The organism is Mycolicibacterium wolinskyi str. Jessa 2025, assembly GCF_049241375.1.
GTDB lineage: Bacteria > Actinomycetota > Actinomycetes > Mycobacteriales > Mycobacteriaceae > Mycobacterium > Mycobacterium wolinskyi.
This window is the reverse complement of sequence record NZ_CP185960.1, coordinates 4965402-4984141: the sequence shown is the minus strand read 5'-3', so window position 1 is coordinate 4984141 and position 18740 is coordinate 4965402. Positions and strand designations below refer to the sequence as shown.

General features: G+C 65.5%; 15 protein-coding genes. 6 read left to right on the top strand and 9 right to left on the bottom strand.

The annotated features are described in order from the left end of the window. Positions 1-71 precede the first annotated feature (71 nt). Entirely contained in the window at positions 72-962 is an 891-nt protein-coding gene (locus ACOI2T_RS24650) for an alpha/beta fold hydrolase (protein ID WP_421874556.1), read from the top strand. A 30-nt stretch (positions 963-992) separates the two neighbouring features. Here ACOI2T_RS24650 and ACOI2T_RS24645 read toward each other — a convergent pair whose 3' ends face one another. Next, positions 993-3317: an MMPL family transporter gene (locus ACOI2T_RS24645; protein ID WP_409505541.1), complete on the bottom strand. Its 2325-nt coding sequence runs from the start codon at positions 3315-3317 to the stop codon at positions 993-995. 104 nt (positions 3318-3421) lie between these two features. Between ACOI2T_RS24645 and ACOI2T_RS24640 the strand changes: the two genes are divergently transcribed. Next, on the top strand, positions 3422-4012 hold the full coding sequence (locus ACOI2T_RS24640; protein WP_409505540.1) for a TetR/AcrR family transcriptional regulator: 591 nt from the start codon (positions 3422-3424) through the stop codon (positions 4010-4012). Here the strand turns inward: ACOI2T_RS24640 and ACOI2T_RS24635 are convergent. Further along, positions 4009-5193: an amidohydrolase family protein gene (locus ACOI2T_RS24635; protein WP_409505557.1), complete on the bottom strand. Its 1185-nt coding sequence runs from the start codon at positions 5191-5193 to the stop codon at positions 4009-4011. The genes ACOI2T_RS24640 and ACOI2T_RS24635 overlap by 4 nt on opposite strands. Positions 5194-5325: 132 nt before the next feature. After that, complete coding sequence (locus ACOI2T_RS24630) at positions 5326-6474, bottom strand: thiolase family protein (protein ID WP_409505539.1); 1149 nt, start codon at positions 6472-6474, stop codon at positions 5326-5328. A 225-nt stretch (positions 6475-6699) separates the two neighbouring features. On the opposite strand from ACOI2T_RS24630, the gene ACOI2T_RS24625 reads away from it, so the two are divergent. Continuing rightward, positions 6700-8826, top strand: coding sequence for a molybdopterin-containing oxidoreductase family protein (locus ACOI2T_RS24625; protein WP_409505556.1), 2127 nt, complete (start codon positions 6700-6702; stop codon positions 8824-8826). A gap of 41 nt (positions 8827-8867) precedes the next feature. After that, positions 8868-10406, top strand: coding sequence for an aldehyde dehydrogenase family protein (locus tag ACOI2T_RS24620; RefSeq protein WP_409505538.1), 1539 nt, complete (start codon positions 8868-8870; stop codon positions 10404-10406). Positions 10407-10438: 32 nt separating this feature from the next. Here the strand turns inward: ACOI2T_RS24620 and ACOI2T_RS24615 are convergent, their stop codons facing one another. The 3 genes from ACOI2T_RS24615 to ACOI2T_RS24605 all read right to left on the bottom strand — a co-directional run bounded on the left by ACOI2T_RS24615 (position 10439) and on the right by ACOI2T_RS24605 (position 13260). After that, a complete protein-coding gene (locus tag ACOI2T_RS24615) occupies positions 10439-11155 on the bottom strand; it encodes a TetR/AcrR family transcriptional regulator (protein ID WP_409505537.1) in 717 nt (238 codons plus the stop codon). Positions 11156-11164: 9 nt separating this feature from the next. Next, the gene (locus tag ACOI2T_RS24610; protein WP_409505536.1) at positions 11165-12385 is read right to left on the bottom strand and encodes a cytochrome P450; all 1221 of its coding nucleotides are present in this window, start codon (positions 12383-12385) and stop codon (positions 11165-11167) included. Between the two features lie 89 nt (positions 12386-12474). Then, positions 12475-13260, bottom strand: coding sequence for an SDR family oxidoreductase (locus tag ACOI2T_RS24605; RefSeq protein WP_409505535.1), 786 nt, complete (start codon positions 13258-13260; stop codon positions 12475-12477). Between the two features lie 145 nt (positions 13261-13405). Here ACOI2T_RS24605 and ACOI2T_RS24600 point away from each other — a divergent pair, with 145 nt between their 5' ends. Next, a complete protein-coding gene (locus ACOI2T_RS24600; RefSeq protein WP_409505534.1) occupies positions 13406-14893 on the top strand; it encodes an aldehyde dehydrogenase family protein in 1488 nt (495 codons plus the stop codon). On the opposite strand, the gene ACOI2T_RS24595 is transcribed toward ACOI2T_RS24600, so the two are convergent. The 3 genes from ACOI2T_RS24595 to ACOI2T_RS24585 are packed head-to-tail and all read right to left on the bottom strand — an operon-like array spanning position 14877 to position 18166. Then, entirely contained in the window at positions 14877-16520 is a 1644-nt protein-coding gene (locus tag ACOI2T_RS24595; RefSeq protein WP_409505533.1) for a medium-chain acyl-CoA ligase Mig, read from the bottom strand. The genes ACOI2T_RS24600 and ACOI2T_RS24595 overlap by 17 nt on opposite strands. An 18-nt stretch (positions 16521-16538) precedes the next feature. Further along, positions 16539-17156, bottom strand: a complete 618-nt coding sequence (locus tag ACOI2T_RS24590) for a cysteine hydrolase family protein (RefSeq protein WP_409505532.1) — start codon at positions 17154-17156, stop codon at positions 16539-16541. Continuing rightward, positions 17153-18166, bottom strand: coding sequence for an aromatic ring-hydroxylating oxygenase subunit alpha (locus ACOI2T_RS24585; RefSeq protein ID WP_409505531.1), 1014 nt, complete (start codon positions 18164-18166; stop codon positions 17153-17155). The genes ACOI2T_RS24590 and ACOI2T_RS24585 overlap by 4 nt, the downstream gene beginning before the upstream one ends. 117 nt (positions 18167-18283) lie before the next feature. Here ACOI2T_RS24585 and ACOI2T_RS24580 point away from each other — a divergent pair, with 117 nt between their 5' ends. Beyond that, positions 18284-18718 carry a nuclear transport factor 2 family protein gene (locus ACOI2T_RS24580; protein ID WP_409505530.1) on the top strand — a complete coding sequence of 145 codons (435 nt, stop codon included), beginning with the start codon at positions 18284-18286 and terminating at the stop codon, positions 18716-18718. Positions 18719-18740: the final 22 nt, after the last annotated feature.

The following is an 18740-nucleotide window of genomic DNA, read 5'->3' as shown; positions in this document are numbered from 1 at the left end:
AACGGTAACCGCTATAACGATGTTATCCGGTAGGCGGTGCGGCCGCCACGTCCGACGAGGAGGAACAGGAAATGCACAGCTCGCGCCACAAGACCCGTCACGAAACGATCGACGTCCACGGCTTGGACATCTTCCACCGGCATGCCGGAGACCCGGACATGCCGACGGTCCTCCTGCTGCACGGCTATCCGAACTCGTCTTACGCCTATCGCAACCTCATCGAGCCGTTGGCGGAATCCGCCTATGTCGTTGCGCCGGATCTGCCGGGCTCCGGATTCTCCTCCGCGCCCTCCGGTGACGCATTCGACTACGCCTTCGAGAACCTGGCCGACACGGTCGACGCCTTCCTCGATGCGCTGGGTGTCGAGACGTTCTTCCTGTTCGTCACGGATTTCGGGACGCCCGTCGGCTACCACCTCGCCACGCGCCGGCCGGACCGGATCCGTGGCCTGATCGTGCAGAACGGCAATACCCACGACGAAGGGCTCGGGCCGGACTGGGACGCTCCGAAGGCATACTTCGCCGATCCCACCGAGGAGAACCGGGCAAAGCTCACCGAGTGGATGAATTTCGAGACAACCCGATACCAGTACATCGGCAACCAGCCCGAGCGCGTGGCATGTCTCTATCCTCCCGAGGGCTGGCACTTGGACTGGGAGCGCCTGTCGCGGCCGGGAATCACCGACATTCAGTTCCAGATCTTCTCCGACTACGGGTCACACATCGCGCGCTTCCCGGCCATCAGGTCCTACCACCGCGATCACCAGCCGCCCTGCCTTCTGCTGTGGGGCCGTCACGATCCGTTCTTTGATCTGAACGAAATCATGGCCTACAACGAGGTTCTCGAGTCGCTGGAGATCCACGTCTTCGAAAGCGGCCATCAGCTGTTGGAAACCCATCCCCACGAATGTGCCGATCTCATCGCCCGTTTCATGCTCGATGTCGAGGCCGGACGGCTGTGAGGACTGCGCCGGAGATTCACTCACCCATGCTCAGCGGTGAACCAGCCGCGATGGCTCGCCCGACGACAGCTGGCGGTTGAGCTGATCACCTTCGATGTCGAGATCGGGGAGGACCCGCTCTAGGCGTTTGGGCAGCCACCAGGCGCGATCGCCGAGCATCGACATCACGGCCGGCACCACGGTCATCCGCACGACGAAGGCGTCGATCAGGACTCCGAAGGCCAGGGCGAAGCCGATCTGCTTGATCATCGGGTCGGCGTTGAACACGAATCCGGCGAACACCGACATCATGATGACGGCTGCTGCGACGACGACGCGGCTGGCCTGGGCGAACCCGTGGGTGACGGCGGCGTCGCCGCGATGCCCATGCACGTGCGCTTCCTTCATCGACGACACCAGGAACACCTCGTAATCCATTGCGAGCCCGTAGAGCACGCCGACCACGATGATCGGCAGCAGGCTCAGGATCGGCCCGGTCGCGCTGAGACCGAACAGCTCCTGGAACCAGCCCCATTGGAACAGCGCGGTGGTGGCGCCGAATGTGGCGAGCACACTCAGCAGGAATCCAAGGGTGGCCTTGACCGGCACCGCGATCGAGCGGAACACGACCAGCAGGACCAGCAGTGAGAGGCCGACCACGACACCGATGTACAGCGGCACGGCTTCGGCGAGTCGGTCGGTGGTGTCGACGCCCATCGCGGTGATGCCGGTGACCCCGAGGTCGACATTGCGCAGTTCCGCCAGGGGACCGGCGTGCGCACGGATGTCACGAACGAGCTGTGCGGTCGCGTCGTCGGTGGGGCCGTCGGCCGGGACCACCGAGAACAACGCGAATTCCTCGTTGTCACTGACCTTTTGCAGGCTCACCGATTCGACGCCGGGCAGACGCTGGAGGTCGCTGTTGGTGTTCACCAGATCAGCGGTCGACAGCTTGGTGTTGCCGGCCGCCGGCTCGGCGACCACGATCAGCGGGCCGTTGTAGCCGTCGCCGTAGTGGGTGGCGACCAGGTCGTAGCTCTCGCGCTGTGGCGTGCCCTCGTTGTAGCTTGAGCCCGCGGGCAGCCCGAGGGACATGTTCAGTGCGGGAAGGGCCAGCAGTGCGGCGACGATGACACCGCCGATCGCGACCGGAACGCGGTGGCGCAGCACGGCGCCGACCCAGGCCGTCGCGAAGCGGTGGTTCGAATTGTCTTGTCCGGACTGGTTGTTGCGGGCCTTCTCGGAGCAGATCCGCTCACCGACGAGTCCGAGCAACGCGGGCAGCAGCGTCAGCGATGCGATGACCGCGACGACCACGGTGCCCGCTGCGGCAAGGGCCATCGGCGTCAGCAAGGAGATCCCGACCACCGTCAGCGCGACGAGCGCGATGACGACCGTTGTGCCGGCGAAAACCACGGCGCTGCCCGCCGTGCCGATCGCACGGCCGGCCGCCTCGGCGGCACTCAGGCCCTTGTCGAGGATCAGGCGACGCTGCCGGTTGACGATGAACATCGCGTAGTCGATGCCGACGGCGAGGCCGAGCATCAACGCCAGAACTGCGGTCATCGACTGCATGTTGACCAGATGCGAGAACAGGAACGTTGCGCCGACACCGATGGCAACCGAGCTGAGCGCGGTGGCCAGCGGCAGGCCCGCGGCGACCAGCGAGCCGAGCGTGATGATCAGCACGAGTGCGGCGACCGCCAAGCCGATGACCTCGCCTGCGCCGACGAGTTCGGGCATTTCCACCATGCTCGCCGAGGGCAGCACGTTGATGTCGGTGTGTGCCACCGCATCACGCGCGGCGTCGACGGTGTGCTCGACCGTGCCGGTGGGCAGTTCAGCTGTCTGCTTGTCGAATTGGAATTGATACAGCGCGGCCGCACCGTCGGCGGATATCAGGACACCCGGGACCGGCTGTCCGTTCAGGACCAACGGCCGCGGGGCGTCTGCGGCTGCGGGCGCGGCGGTCTGCGTCTTCGCGATCGCTGCCGACGCGGCCAACGTCGGGCTTGCCGGACCCTTGGCGAGCTCGGCCTGAGCCAGCTCGGCCGGATCGAGCACGTGGTCGGTATGCGAGACAGCGTCGACCGCACGCAGCAGTGCGGCGCGGTTGTCGCCGTCGTCCATGCGCTGGCCGACGGGCGCGGCGAAGGCGATCAGGCCTTGCCCTCCGGACGATTCGGGCATGCGCTGCGCCAGGTCGTCGATCACCTCTTGAGCGGGCGTGCCGTTGATGCGCATCTCGTTGGATATCTTCGGCGGGTTGAGTACGAGGAACCCGGCCACGACCCCGATCAGCGCCAACCAGGTGCCGATGACGAGCCATGGGCGGCCGAACGCGAAGCGTCCCAGGCGGTACAGAAAGGTCGACATACAAGTGAGAGTAGGCTCCCAATATGGGAGTCAGCTATCATTTGTTGCCAAGCCCACCACCGGCGTCAGGGCATGACCTACGCCACGTCCGTTGAACTGGAGAAATGACCGCACGTACCGATCGTCGCCGTTCAGACGCATACGCCAACGAAAGTCGAATCATCGCCGCCGCGCGCGAGATCTTCGCCGCCGACGGGGTGGCCGCCACGCTGACTCAGGTGGCGGCTCGTGCCGGGGTGGGTAATGCGACGTTGTATCGCCATTTCCCGAATCGGCAGGCGCTCGCGGCGGCGGTGTATGAGGACGTTTTCGCGACCGAGATCGAGCCGGTGGTCATGGAGTTGGTCGACAGTGACGCGCCGCGAGAGGCGTTCATCGACGTCATAGAGCGCATGGCCGAGCTCATGTACGCGCAGCGTCCGTTGCTGCCGTCGCTGGACCACCTGACCGAACTCACGACCCGGCTGTTCGGCAGGAAGCGTGAACTTCTCGAGGCGGTGGTGCGGCGGGGCCAGGAAGTGGGTGAGCTACGCGCCGATCTCACCGTCGAGGATGTGCCCACGTTCGTCGCGATGGTGACGGCGGCGTCCGTCGCACTCGAACAGCCCCCGGCACTGAGGCGCCGCTACCTGAGCCTCATGCTCGACGCGCTCAACCCGGCCGACGCCCAACCGCTTCCGCCGTTGCCCGCCTAGGCGCCGGTCACCGCCGGAGGCTTGGCGGCCTGGGGATCGGGGTTGGCGATCGGCAGGCCCATGAACCGTCGAGCGTTGTCACCCATGAAGTCGTAGGTGCGTCGCCGATCCATGCCCTCGGCGTATTTCCAGAACCCCTTGGGCTCGGCCAGCCCCTCCGGGTGTGGGTAATCCGAGCCGAACAGCACGCGGTCCCAGCCGACTGTCTCGACCACGTCGGACACGCAGCCCTCCCAGAACGGGCTGACCCAGATGTTGCGCCGGAACACGTCATGCGGATGTTCGGGGAAGTTCTGCGGCATTTTCTTGTACAGATCGGCGAAATCGTGGAACAGCGGGAAGATCCAACTGCTGCCGTTCTCGACGCTCGCGATGCGGAGTTTGGGAAATCGGGTCAGCGTGCCGTGGCAGATCAGCGCGGTGATCATGTCGGCGATCTCGCGGTGGCCCAGCACCATCCAGCGAAAGGCGCTCTGGGTCATGAAGTTCTGCGTGTACGGCGGCTCCCACTTGCCGACGTAGTCGTCGAGCGGCGGGAAGCTGGCATGTAGCACGATCGGCAGCCCGGCGGCCTCGACGTCGCGCCAGAACGGGTCGAATTCCGGTAGCGCGGGGGAGCGCCACCCGTGCAGACCGTTGACCGGGCCGGGCTTGATCAACGCGACCTTGGCTCCGTTGGCCAAGATGTATTCCAATTCTCGTTGCGCGGCATCGACTTCGGACAAGTTGATGATCGGCGTGGAGAACACCCGATTGTCGAAGTTGTAGGTCCAGTGCTCGAGGATCCACTCGTTGAGCGCGTGGATGATCGCGAGTGTCAGCTGCGGGTCATCGGCGCTGGAATGCTCGACGAGGCTGCCCAGGGTCGGGTAGTTGAGCGCCTCGACGACGCCCTGGCGGTCGAGTTCGGCGATGCGGTCCTCGGGGTTGCGGGTGGCCGCAGGCGCCTCGATCGCCTTGCCCTGCATCTCCCGCAGGGTCAGCCCCTCGGTGTTCTCGCCGGCGAAGAACTTCTCGTGCGCGCCTGGCGCGGCGACCCGCTCGAACGTCGGGTTGGGGATGAAGTCGGTGACCCGATTGTTGATCACGACTCGGGTCTGGCGGCCGATCTGGGCGTATTGGACGGCACGCCGGTAGCGCTCGGGAAGAAACTTCGTCAGCGCATCGCCAGTCTCGTACATGTGCTGATCGGCATCGAATATCGGTGCGTCCCTGAACTGTTCAGCCACTTCCGTGGGTTCCTTTCTCCCGCGAGCAGACGCGCGGGTACCCCGGAAAACGCATTCCGAGGTACCCGCGCGTCTGCTCGGCCATCAAAGTGTCAGGACTGTTGCGCCGGCAGTGCCTGGCGCGCCGTAGAGCTGTGCGAAGCCGACCTTCGGTTCACCGGGCACCTGGCGGTCGCCGGCTTCGCCGCGTAGCTGGCGCACGAGTTCGTGGATCTGGCGCAGGCCCGATGCTCCGATCGGTTCCCCGTTGGCGATGAGCCCGCCGTCGGTGTTCACCGGGAGCGATCCGCCGATCTCGGTGGCACCGTCGGCCAGCAGCTTCTCCTGGTCGCCGTCGGCGCAGAAGCCGCACTCGGCCATGTGGATGATCTCGGCCCCGGCGTCGGTGTCCTGCAATTGCACGATGTCGACGTCTTCCGGTGCGACACCGGCCTTCTCGAATGCGGCACGTGCGGCGTACACCGTCGGCGCGACATCCTCTTCGACGGGCGCACACGTGGTGTTGACTTCGTAGGCGCCGTAGCGGCGCGTGCGGACCTCCACTGCTTTCAGATACACCGGTTTGTCGGTGTAGCGGTGCGCGATGTCGGCGCGGCACATCACCACCGCGGCAGCGCCTTCGTCGGGTGCGCAGAACATGTACTGCGTCAGCGGGTAATTGAGCATGGTCGAGTTGAGGATGTCGTCCTCACTGATCGGCTTGCGCCGGAAGGCGTTCGGGTTCAGTGCCCCGTTGCGGAAGTTCTTGGCCGCGACCCTGGCCAAGGTGCGCTGGGAGATGTTGTGGTCGTGCAGATAGCGATTGGCCTTCATGCCGAAGAACTGGGTTGTCAGATATTGGCCGTTCTCGGCGTACCAGCTGGGCATCCCCACCAGTGCGGGATCCTCGGTGAATGCGCCGCGCGGGTGCTTGTCGAGGCCGACGGCGATGCCGATGTCGTAGTCGCCGAGCCGAATTCCGTCGGCGCACGCCTTGGTGGCGCTGGCTGCGGTGGCGCACGCGTTGAACACATTGGTGAACGGAATCCCCGACAGGCCGACCATGCCGACGATGGCGTCCGGGTTGGCCACCGTCCAACTGCCGCCGGTGGCGGCGCCGATGTCCTTCCACTCCACGCCGGCGTCGGCGACCGCGGCGAATATCGCGTCGACGCCCATCTGCATGGCGGACTTCCCCTCGAATCGTCCGAACGGGTGGATGCCGACTCCGACGATGGCGACGTCGTTGGTCATTTGTCGGTCCCTTCCGGGGTGAAGGCGAAGGTGATGATGAGCTGGGGGTTCTCCTCGGGCCAGGTGGAGATCTCCGGCGCCAAAGCCTTCTGCATACGTCGAATCCTCCCTGTTCAACCAAAACGGTGAAGCAACTGTAACTCTTACAGTAACCTAGTCCCGGTGATCGAGGGCAAGGCCGAGCACAAAGCCACGTTCTGCCGAATCTGCGAGCCGTTGTGCGGCATGATCGCCACCGTCGAGGAAGGCCGGTTGACCGCATTGCGGCCGGACAAGGACCATCCCCTTTCGGCAGGCTTCGCATGCCAGAAGGGCATCGCGTTCGCCGAGGTGGTCAACGATCCCGACCGCGTCACCACACCGTTGCGCCGGACCGATTCCGGATTCGTGCCCGTTGGCTGGGACGAAGCACTCGACGACATCGCGGCCAGGCTCACGCGCATCCACCGCAAGCACGGTTCTGGTGCGGTGGCCTGGTACATGGGCAACCCCGCGGCGTTCAGTTACTCGCATCTGTTCGCGGCAATCGCGTTCGCCAAGGGGATCGGTCCGGACAGTCATTTCTTCAGCTCGTCGACCCAGGACACCAGCAGTCGGCTGCTGGCCAACCAATTCCTCTACGGTGCACCGTTTCCGGTGCCGATACCCGATCTGATGCGCACCGACCTGCTGGTCATGCTCGGTGCGAACCCCGTGGTGTCGCACGGGAGCTTCCTGACGGCGCCGCGCATCAAGGACCGCATGCACTACATCGTCAAGCGCGGCGGACGTGTCGTCGTCATCGATCCAAGACGAAGCGAGACGGCCGCCCAATTCGAATGGCTCGGCATCGTGCCCGACTCCGATGCGTACCTGCTGTTGTCGCTGCTGCACGTGCTGTTCACCGAAGGCCTCGTCGATCGGCTCGCCCGCGCACAGGCCGACGGGCTGGACTGGCTGCAGGCGCAGTGCGCGCCGTTCAGCCCGGAGGCCACGAGTCGCCACACCGGCATCCCCGCCGACACTGTGCGAGCGTTGGCGCGTGACCTCGCGGGCACCGAACGTGCCGCCGTCTACGGACGGCTCGGCACGTGCGTCGGCCGCAGCGGCACGCTCACCACCTACCTGATCGACGCGGTCAACCTCGCCGCGGGCAACCTCGACGTCCCCGGCGGCAGTGTCTTCAGCACCCTCGGAATGCCCGGGCAGAAGTGGGGTTCGATGGCGATGGGTGCGTCACTTCGGCGCAGCTACCGGCGGAAGCGCACGCGCGTCGGCGGCTTCCGCTCGGTCATCGGCGCCGAGCCCGCCGCGCTGATGGCCAAGGAGATCTCCACGCCCGGCCGGCGGCAGATCAAGGCGATGTTCATCGGCGCGGGCAACCCCGTGCTGTCGGTACCCAACGGCGACGAACTCGAGGCGGCGTTCGCCGATCTCGACCTGTCGGTTGGCTTGGATCTCTACGTCAACGAGACGACCGCGCACTGCGACTACGTGCTGCCGGTCACCTCGATGTACGAACGCGACGACTTCGCGGTGACGTTCCAGATGTTCCAGGCGACCCCGTTCCGGCAGGCGACCGATGCCGTCGTGGCGCCACCCGGTCAGGCGCGCACCGAATGGGACATCATCGCCGATTTGATCGGCCGAACCGCCATCCGCACACCGGTTTTCACCACGTTGCGATCGGCCGCCAGGGTCGTTGCCCGCCGGGGTAAGCGGCTGAGCCCCCGTCCGGCGATCGACGTGATGATCCGGCTGTCGGAGGGCGGGGACCGGTTCGGCCTGCGCCGCGGCGGGTTGACGTTTCGCCGGCTGATCGATCGTCACCCGCACGGCGTGGTGGTCGCCCCCGAGATCCGTACCGGAGTACTGGGAAACGTGGTGGTGTACCCGAAGGGGCGGGTTCGGCTTGCCCACGAGGACATCGCCACCGAGATCTCGGCCCTCGCCGCGCGGAGGCAGCCGCCCGGTTATCCGTTGCGGATGATCGGCATGCGGGAGCCGCGCTCGGAGAACTCGTGGCTGCACAACTCACCGCTGCTGATGCGCGGCAAGCGGGTTCAGTATGCGCTCATGCATGCCGATGACGCGGCCACACGGCAGTTGTCGGACGGTGACGAGGTATGTGTGCGGTCGCCGTACGGCCAGATCGCCATTGCTGTTTCACTGACCACCGATATCGTTCCGGGAACGGTGGCGATCCCGCACGGCTGGGGGCACAAGGGCAGCGGTGGCTGGCAGATCGCCAACCGGGCCGGCGGGGCCAATGTCAACAGGCTGATGTCCAGCGACCCGGCCGATGTCGAAGCATTGGCCGGAATGTCGTGGCTGACCGGGGTGCCCGTGCAGGTGGAGCCGGCCCGTTCCTGATACCGTAAGGGTTACGGTTACGAGGTGCTCTGGAGGTAGTCGTGAGTGAAGCCGTGGCCGCAGCCACGAGCGTGGACGTCGGTGTTCGTGCGGCCGGCCGCGCCGAGAAACGAATGTTGATCGACGGCGTGCTGTTGGCCGCTGCGTCGGGCGCTGAGTTCGACAACATCAGTCCCGCAACGGGTCTCGTCCTCGGTCAGACGTCGGCGGCAGGTCCAGAGGACATGGACAAGGCGATCTCGGCGGCCCGCCGTGCGTTCGACGAGTCGGACTGGTCGACCAATCGCACGCTGCGACAGCGTGCGCTGCTTCAGTTGCAGGACGCACTGGAGGACGAAAAGGAAGATCTGCGTGAGGAATTGATCGCCGAGGTGGGGTGCCCGGTGATGACGACGCAGAACGCGCAGCTGGACTGGCCGCTCGCCGACGCGCTCCGCTATCCGTCAAAGCTGATCGATGAGTTCGAGTGGGAACGCACCCTCGACGGCGGAGGCCTGTTCGGCGAGCGCAACGCCCGCACCGTCGTCAAGGAGCCGGTCGGCGTGGTCGCGGCCATCACGCCGTCCAATTTTCCGATCGAAGTCATCCTCAACAAGCTCGGTCCGGCGCTGGCCGCGGGTAATACCGTGGTGCTCAAACCGGATCCCAACACGCCATGGAATGCGACGCGGATCGGACGGCTCATCGCCGAGCGCACCGACATCCCACCCGGGGTCGTCAACGTGGTGCCAACGCCGTCCAACGAGGTCGCCGGATTGCTCGGCACCGATCCCCGGGTCGACATGGTGTCGTTCACGGGTTCGACGGCGGTCGGCAAGCACCTCATGCGGATGGGTGCCAACACCATGAAGCGCACTTTCCTTGAGCTGGGCGGCAAGTCGGCGATGATCGTGCTCGACGACGCCAACCCCGCGCACACCATCCCGGGTGCGGTCGGCGCGTGCGTGCACGCCGGCCAGGCGTGTGCGGCCAACACCCGCATGCTCGTGCACCGATCGCTGTTCGATGAGGCCGTCGCCAACGTGACGATGGCGTTCGGCGGAGTTCCCGTCGGCGACCCCGCACTGCCCACCACGCTGGTCGGGCCGGTGATCAGCGCGGCGCAGAAACAGCGCGTGTTGGACGCGTGCGATCACGCTCGCCGCGACGGCGCTGAGATCGTGGTCGGCGGAGGCGCGTTCGAAGATCTGTCACCCCATCTCGCCGACGGCCACTTCGTGGCGCCCACGGTGATCGTCGGTGCCGATCCGCGCTCGGCGATCGCGCAGGACGAGGTGTTCGGACCGGTGCTCGTCATGATCCCGTTCGACGACGACGACGAGGCGGTGCGGCTGGCCAATGACAGCGCGTTCGGACTCGCGGGCGCGGTGGTCTCTGCGTCGGCGGAACGCGCCATGGGCATCGCCCGACGGATACGCACCGGAGCCATCGGTGTCAACGGCGGCATGTACTACGGGGCCGACGCACCGTTCGGCGGCTACAAGAACAGCGGCGTCGGCCGGCAGTGCGGCATCGAAGGCTTCGCGCAATACACCGAGACCAAGACCATCGGGTGGCGGCGACCGCGGGGGCAGGGCTGATCACCCGCGAGCAGACGCTGGTGTACCCGCAATCAAGAGTTTTCGGGTACCGCCGCGTCTGTTCGCGACAACAGTTGAGCGCGATCGAGGATGCTGTCGAGGATATGGTCGAAATTCGCGTCGTCGGCCATCCCGATCCGATAGCCGTGGCCGGGTATCGAAGAGATCAGCGGCATGGACTCGGGATCGAGGACCTGCTCCCAGTATTCGCGGGGGAGTTGAGTTTTCGTCGACTTGGTCGCGAGCCGGTGCAGGACTGCTGAGCTACGGACGAGAACCGAGATCGCGGTATAGGTCTCGAGGGCCTGGTGTGGCGTCAGGCCGGCCCGCACCAGCGCGGCAACGGGTTGCTCGATCTTCTCCAGCGCGTGACGCGCGGCGGGAGTGCTTCCGGTGCCGCGGATCAGGATCAGATCGCACAGGATGGGGTTGCGCTGGAACGTCTCCCGCATCCAATGCGCGTGTGCGCGTAAGGATTCGCGCCATGAGCCGGCGTCGATGGACAGCACGCTGAAGTCGTATTCGGTGAGCGCACGCTCGGTCATCGCATCGAGCAGGTCGTCCTTACGGCGGAAGTACCAGTAGATGCTGGTGACGCCCACGTCGAGGTGCTTGGCGAGTTGCGGCATGCTGAGGTTGTCGACCGACACCTCATGCGCGATGTCGAATGCGCCGCGCAGGATTTCGTCGACGCTGATCGAACCGCGTTCCCTCCGCGGACGTCCGCCATTTGTCGCGGGTGTGGCCATGTCCAAGCCTCAGGCGACCGGTTCGAATGTGACCGGTATGGCGGTGGGGGACCGGAATGGTTGGCCGAAGATGTGCGGGTCGTCGTCGGTGACGAGCCGGATGTCGGTGACTCGGCTGAACAGGCTTTCCATCGCGACCCGGGTCTCCATCCGCGCCAGATGCAGACCCATGCAGGTGTGTTCGCCTGCGGCAAACGTGATGTGGGGAACGCGTTTACGGAAGATGTCGAATTCCTCGGCACGCTCCCAGCGTTTTTCGTCGCGGTTGGCCGATCCGATGCAGACGTCGATCACCGCACCCGCCGGGAGCTCGACACCCTCCAGTACGGTGTCCTGGTTGGCGGACCGCTGCACCGTGGTCAGCGGGGTCTCGTACCGTAGCCCTTCCTCGATCGCCTGACCGATGAGCTCATGATCGTTCTGCACGGCGGTGAATTGTTCGGGATGGGTGAGCAGCAGGTAGAGCAGATTGCTCGACGACCGATACGTGGTTTCCAGCCCGGCGGGCAGCAGCAGCCTCAGAAACGAGTAGATGGCCTCGTCGGTCAGCTTCTCGCCGTCGATCTCGGCCGTGACCAGGTCGCCGATGATGTCGTCGGTGGGTTTGGACCGGCGCCGTTCGATCTGGGTGAGGAAGTAGTCCTTCAACGCGGCCGAGGCCTCGAACGCTCGCTTGTACTTGACGGTGTAGCTGATCAATTCGACCGCGCGCTGGCGGAACCACGGCAGGTCCTCTTCGGGCAGGCCAAGTAACTTCGAGATCACTCGGGTGGGGAACTCGAACGTGTAATCACGGACGAGATCGGCGCTGCCCGCCGAGATGAACTCGTCGACAAGCGCTTCACAGATCGGCCGCACGATCTCGGGCTCCCAGCGCTGCAACGACCTTGCCTTGAATGCGGCCGAGACCAGGTTGCGGTGATCGCGATGCGTCTTGCCTTCCATCGCGAGGATGCTCGGCCCGATGAACAACCCGATGGTGCTGTCATAGATCTTCGAATTGAAGGTTTTGCCGTCCCGGAACACTGTGTTGACGGCGTCGAACGATACTGCGGCGTACTGATGCTCGGGCAGCATAGAGGCCGGCGTCTTGGACCAGTCCATCACCGATCCGCGGAACACCCCGTGCTCGGCGCGGTGCCGGGCGAAGATCGGATACGGATCGCGCAGGAGGTTGTCCGCGGCTTCTCTGACGGATTCTTTCGGGCTGTCCTGCACTTGGCTCTCCACCGCTCACCCCGCAACTCGCAACCGACCGACTGTGCCAAGAATATTACTGTAATTCTTACAGTAAGAAAATCGACGCGCGTTTTGCGTCGTCAGAGCGCTATCGGGACACCGCCCGTCATGGCAGCGATGAAGCCGGCGTCGACCTGGATGTCCTGGCCGTTGATCCATCGCGATTCCGGGGACGCCAAGAACGCGATCAGGGGCACGACGTCGTCGACCGTGGCATGCCTGCCGACCGTCGACCGCACCATGTCGAGGACGTCCTTGCCCATGGTCTGCTCGAAGTCGGCGAGGATGGGCGTCTCGACGGGGCCCGGGCTCACCGTGTTGACGCGCACCCCGTACTTGCTCCATGCCGGGCCCGCGATCCGCTTGGCGAACAGGATCGCGGCCTGCTTGGAGGTTGTGTACACGGGGAAATCCGGGTCCTGGCCGGCCTGCCACCGTTCCACATCGTCACCCGCGGTGAGCTCGAGCAATCCGGTCAGGATGTCGATGCGCTGCTCCCAGCCGAGTGCCGCCGTCGAGGCGACCCCGATGACGGACCCGCCCTGACGCAACAGCGGCAGCATCCCTTCGGTCATCAGCCGCATGCCCAGGTAGTTGACCCGCAGGACATCGGCTGGGGGCGCGGTGCCCGGAACGCCGGCCACATGTGCGAGGACGTCCCAGCCGCCGCCGATCTCTCCGAGGAGTGCCGTGATGCTGTGCGCGTCGCGCAGGTCGCACGTGAGGTGCTGTGACGCCGGAGTGTTGTTGGGGCGCAGGTCGACTGCGAGCACGTGGTCGCCGCGGTCGTGGAAGTGGGCCGCCGCGGCGGCGCCGATTCCGGATCCGGCTCCGACGACTACGACCCTGCGCGCGGTTTCCGACATGCCACCATTCCTCACTGAAGTTACGACAGTAAGGAAAACTGTAAACAATTCCGGTTGGGCGGACAAACATGTTCGTCGTGGCTGCCCGGTGCTACCGTTAGCCTTACCGGATGGTCCTACAGCCTTCGAGGAGGAGCCGCCACCGATGAGCGCGATCGAAGAACGTACGGCCGTGGGCTCCCGGCCCAGCGGACTCGGCGGCCTACTCGCGGTGCAGCGCGAAGCCTTCATCGCAGACGGTCCGCCGGATGTTGCGCTGCGCCGCAACCGGATCGACCGTTTGATGGCCATGATTCTCGACAACTGCGAGGACTTCGTCAGCGCCACCGCGTCCGACTATGGTTCACGGTCGAAGTCAGCGGCGTTCTTCGCCGAGATACTCGGCATGATCTCGGTGATTGAACACACCAGATCCAATGTGCCGCAATGGATACGCTCCACCAGGCTGATGCGGGCAGCCCGGCTGGCGCGGTTGCGTGCCGAGGTGGTGCCGTCACCTCTCGGCGTGGTGGGAATCATCGGGCCGTGGAACTTCCCCGTGCAGCTGACGGTGCTGCCCGCGGCTGCAGCCTTCGCGGCAGGCAACCGCGTGATGATCAAGATGTCGGAGGTCACCCCGAACACCGCTGAACTGATGGCGGCCACCGCGCCGCGATATTTCGACGAGCGTGAGCTCGCGATCGTCATGGGCGGGGCAGACGTGGCAGCCGAATTTGCCGGCTCGCCGTTCGACCACCTTTTCTTCACGGGTTCACCGGCGATCGGGGCGCTCGTGCAGCAAGCGGCGGCCCGCAACCTCGTCCCGGTCACGCTCGAACTGGGCGGCAAGAATCCGGTGGTCGTGGCGCCCGGTGCCGATATCGCTCGGGCAGCGAGCCGAATCGCCCAGGGCCGTATGGTCAACGGCGGCCAGGTGTGTGTGTGCCCGGATTACGTCTTCGTTCCCGACGCGCGCGTCGACCAGTTCGTCGACGTCGCGCGCCGGACTTTGAGTTCGATGTTCCCGACCATCGTGGACAACGGCGATTACTGCTCGGCGGTCAATCAGGCCAACTTCGACCGGATCGTCGGCCTGATCTCCGACGCCCGGGCACATGGTGCCCGCATCGATTCCGTCGTCCCCGCCGGGGAGACCCTGCCCGATCCGGTGTCGCGAAAGATCGCACCGACCATCATCCGCGACGTCGATGACCGCATGCGCATCGCCGAGGAGGAAGTGTTCGGACCCGTTCTCGCGGTACGCGGCTACTCGGCTCTCACCGACGCGATCGACTACATCAACGCGCGCCCGTCGCCGTTGGTGGCGTACTGGTTCGGACCAGACGACGACGACTTCCGCCGTTTCGTCGCGCGCACGCGCAGTGGCGGAGTCGCCCGCAATGACTTTGCCGCCCACATGATTCCGTCGTCAGCTCCGTTCGGTGGAGTCGGCCGCAGCGGAATGGGCGCCTACCACGGCAAGGCCGGGTTCGACGCGTTCAGCCACTACCGCACGGTTGTGGGCAGCGACCTGCCGTTCAGCATCACCGCGCGCGCCGCCCAGCCGTTCACCGCTTCGATGCGGGTCAGCGCCGATCTCGCGCTGCGCCGGGCCCGCAGCCGAACCAGCAGTCGTCTCAGGAAGTTTCGCTGACCGCCTGCTCGCGGGCCCATCGATAGTCGGCTTTGCCTGCTGGGCTGCGCTCGATCGACGGCCGGAACACCACGGCCTTGGGCAGTTTGTAGCGGGCGATGGACTTCACGGCGTGGCGAACGAGCTCGTCGGCATCTACCGGCGTTGCATCGTCGGCCAACGCGACGATCGCGACCACTTCCTGTCCCCACCGTTCACTCGGGCGGCCGGCCACCACGACATCGCGAACCGCGGGATGCGATGCGATGGCCGCCTCGACCTCCTCGGCGAAGATCTTCTCGCCGCCGGAGTTGATGGTGACCGAGTCCCGCCCGAGCAGCTCGATGATGCCGCCGTCGAGGTGACGCGCCCGGTCGCCGGGGACCGCATACCGCACCTCGTCGATCACCGGGAATGTCGCGGCCGTCTTGGCGGCGTCGCCCTTGTAGCCGAGGGGAACATAGCCTCGCTGCGCGAGCCACCCCAGGCCGTCGTGGCCGGGCGCGAGGACCGCGGTGAAATCCTCGGTGACGACACAGGTGTCGGGGCCAGGGTTGAACGTGCCGGTCGAGACTGCACCGGGTGCCGACATGTGGGTCATCTGCGCACCGGTTTCCGACGATCCCACCCCGTCCACCACGATGAGACTCGGTTTGGCATCGATGAGTTGCTGCTTCACATGCGGCGTCAGTTGGGCTCCGCCGTTGGCGACGACCGAGAGCGTCGACACGTCGGCGATCCCACTGCGGATGGCATCGACGAGAGGCCGGGCCATGGCGTCGCCCACGACCGTTGCGACCAGGACCTGCTCGCGTTCGATGGTGCGCACGACGTCATCGACGTCGAATCGGTCGACGACACTGGGGAACACCAGCGTCTGTCCGGTGGTCACCGCGGTCATCGCGGCCCATTGAGCCGCGCCGTGGATCAGCGGCGGCAGGATCATCAACTTGGTGCCCGGGTTCTCGGCTGCCCTGGTGACGATCTCATCGACCGACTGCGCTTTGTCGCCGGTCATCATGTTGCGGCCACCGAATGCGGTCATGAAGATGTCATGCTGGCGCCACAGCACGCCCTTGGGCATCCCGGTGGTGCCGCCGGTGTAGAGGACGTAGAGATCGTCGGGGGAGGGCTCGACAGGCGGAGGAGCGGCGTCGCGCGTGACGACGGACTCGTAGTCGACCGCACCGTACAGCAGGTCGTTTCCGGAGTCGTCGGCGATCTGGATGAGCACCCGCAGTGCGGGCAGCTCCGGCAGGATTTCGGCGACCCGGGGCGCGAACGTCGCATGGTAGACGAGTGCGGTGGCTCCGGAATCGGCCAGCAGGTACTGCAATTCGTTCTTGACGTAGCGATAGTTGACGTTGAACGGGGCGACCCTGGCGCGGAACGAGCCGAGCATCGACTCGACGTACTCGGGCCCGTTGTGGGCGTAGATGCCGAGCAGATCCTGGCCCACCTCGTGGCCGGCCAGGGCGTCGCGCTCGGTGTGGGCGCCCAGCCCCCGGGAATGCAGGTAGGCGGCGAGCCGGTTCGACCGATCGACGATCTGGCGGTACGTGTAGTGCCGGTTGCCCTGGGCGATGAGCGGGCGGTCCGGGATGGCGGCGGCGACGGCTTCGGCTACAGCTGGGACGGTGAACAGCACATGGTCTCCTTGCGTGGGTCAGCGCTGCCAAGCCTGCAGCAGTTCGTCTGTGGTGGTGACGGTAGCCAGCAGGGCCAGGGTGTTGTCAATGACCGCATCGGCATACGCGGCGGGTATCCCGGCGACGGCATCTCGGGGAAGCACCACGCGGTACCCGGCATTGACCGCATCCATCACCAGGTTGATGATCGCGACATTCACCGAAACCCCGACGGCCACGATCGTCGTCACGCCGAGGTTGCGCAGGATCGGATCGAGATCGGTGCCACCCATGGGGCCAAGGCCGTGCCACCGCGACAACACGAGATCGGTTGGTTCCGGACCGAATTCGGGTAGCAACGTGGCGCCGGGGGTGCCGGGCACGATGCCGACATCGGAGCGGCCGATGGCGAAGATCTTGGCGTTGTGGTTGGAGCCGAGCCCGTCCTGGCGCCGCTGGACCAGGCAGTGCACAACGTGCGCGGACGCCGCGCGGGCTGCCGGCAGCAGTCGCCCGTTGTTGGGCAGTGCGACCCGTCGCGCTTCGTCGGCGAGTGCGGCGAGTCCGGCGTCGGGGCCGACCACTGCTCCCTGACATTCCTGCGTGACGATCGCGGTGTGCCCGGGTGCGACGAGCGCTCTCAGGTCAGGCTTCATACGTGGGCGGGTACGTCGGCCGGCGGTACCTCATAGAACTGCGTGGCCCACTTGCGCATGGCCATATAGGGTTTCGCGTCGATCTTCGCCAGTGGCGGATGCTCGACGTACTTTTGGTAACGCCAGATGTCGCAGTCCTCCCACACGGTTTTGAGAAACTGCTTTTCGACCTGTTTGCGCACCTGTTCGGGCGGGATGTCGGAAGTCTCGCCGGGGAGCTTGGGCCACCAGATCGAATAGAACATGTCCGACACCTCATCGTCGACCGGTGTGCAGGCGAAGATCAGCCGGTGATTCGACGAGCCTTCGAACGCGCTCATCGCAAAGCCGAGCCCGGAGAAGTGGCTGTGAATACGCAGTGCCATCTTGTCGGGATCGTCGCTGCGCGCATCGGGCCAGCCGGTGAGAAACCGCCACTCCTCGTCCACGTGCTCCCAATGGAGGCACACCGGCGTCACGGTGGCGCCGTGCACGTAGCGGAAATGTGAACTGTCCGGGCCGTTTTCAGCGACGATCTGCGGGTGCACCGGGATGGCGTCGGCACGGCTCGAGAACTCGGGGTAGGGCCGGTAGTAGGCATTCGGGTCGGTCTCGAACTGCGGAAACTTGTGAAAGATGTCGGGCAGCTCCCACTGCGGCGGCTTCCCGTCGGGCTGGTACCACATGAAGATGCACCCGTATTGCTCCTTGACCGGGTACGACCGCAGCCGCAGGCCGCGGTTGGGCCGGTCGGGCTGATAGGGAATGTAGGTGTTGTTGCCCTCCGGTCCCCACCGCCACCCGTGGAACGGGCATTCGACGCAGTCACCGACGACCTTGCCGCCGTGTCCGATGTGGGCGCCGAGATGCTTGCAGTGCGCTTCCAACACATGCAATTCGCCCGCCTCGTCGCGATAAGCCGCCAGGTCTTCGCCGAAGTACTTCAGCGCCTTGACGTCACCGACCTCGAACTCGGCTGACCAGCCGATCATGAACCAGCCGGTGACCTTCCAGGTGAACGGCACCTTCATGCCAGCTGCCTCCCGTGTTCCACTGCTCCCGCAATAGGTACGGAAGACATTACAGTATAGGTTTCCACAGGCGAAAGCATCGGGTAGCGTTCGACGCGAGAAACGCGAGGAGGTCCCATGCCCGATGACATCGAGGCGATCAAGAAGCTCAAGGCGCGCTATTGCCGGTTCCTGGACACCAAGGACATCGACGCGTGGCGGGCGCTGTTCGCCGAGGATGTCGTCGTCACGCTGGACATGGCCGTCTCGACAGGCGGGGCCGACCCGCAGACCGCGCCGCCGTTGAACGGCTTCGACGAGTTCTTTCCCGTGGTCTGGGGCGGCGTCGAACAGGCGGCGACCGTGCACCACTGTCACACCCCCGAGATCGACCTGACTTCTGAGACGACGGCGACGGGCATCTGGGCGATGGAGGACATGTTGTTCTTCGCCGACGGCAGCGAACTCCACGGGGCGGGCCACTATCACGAGACGTACGAAAAGCGTGACGGCACATGGCAGATCACGAGCCTGCACCTCACGCGGACTTTGTTGAAGTTCAAGAGCGCCTAGCTCGACATGTCCCGTTCCGCCG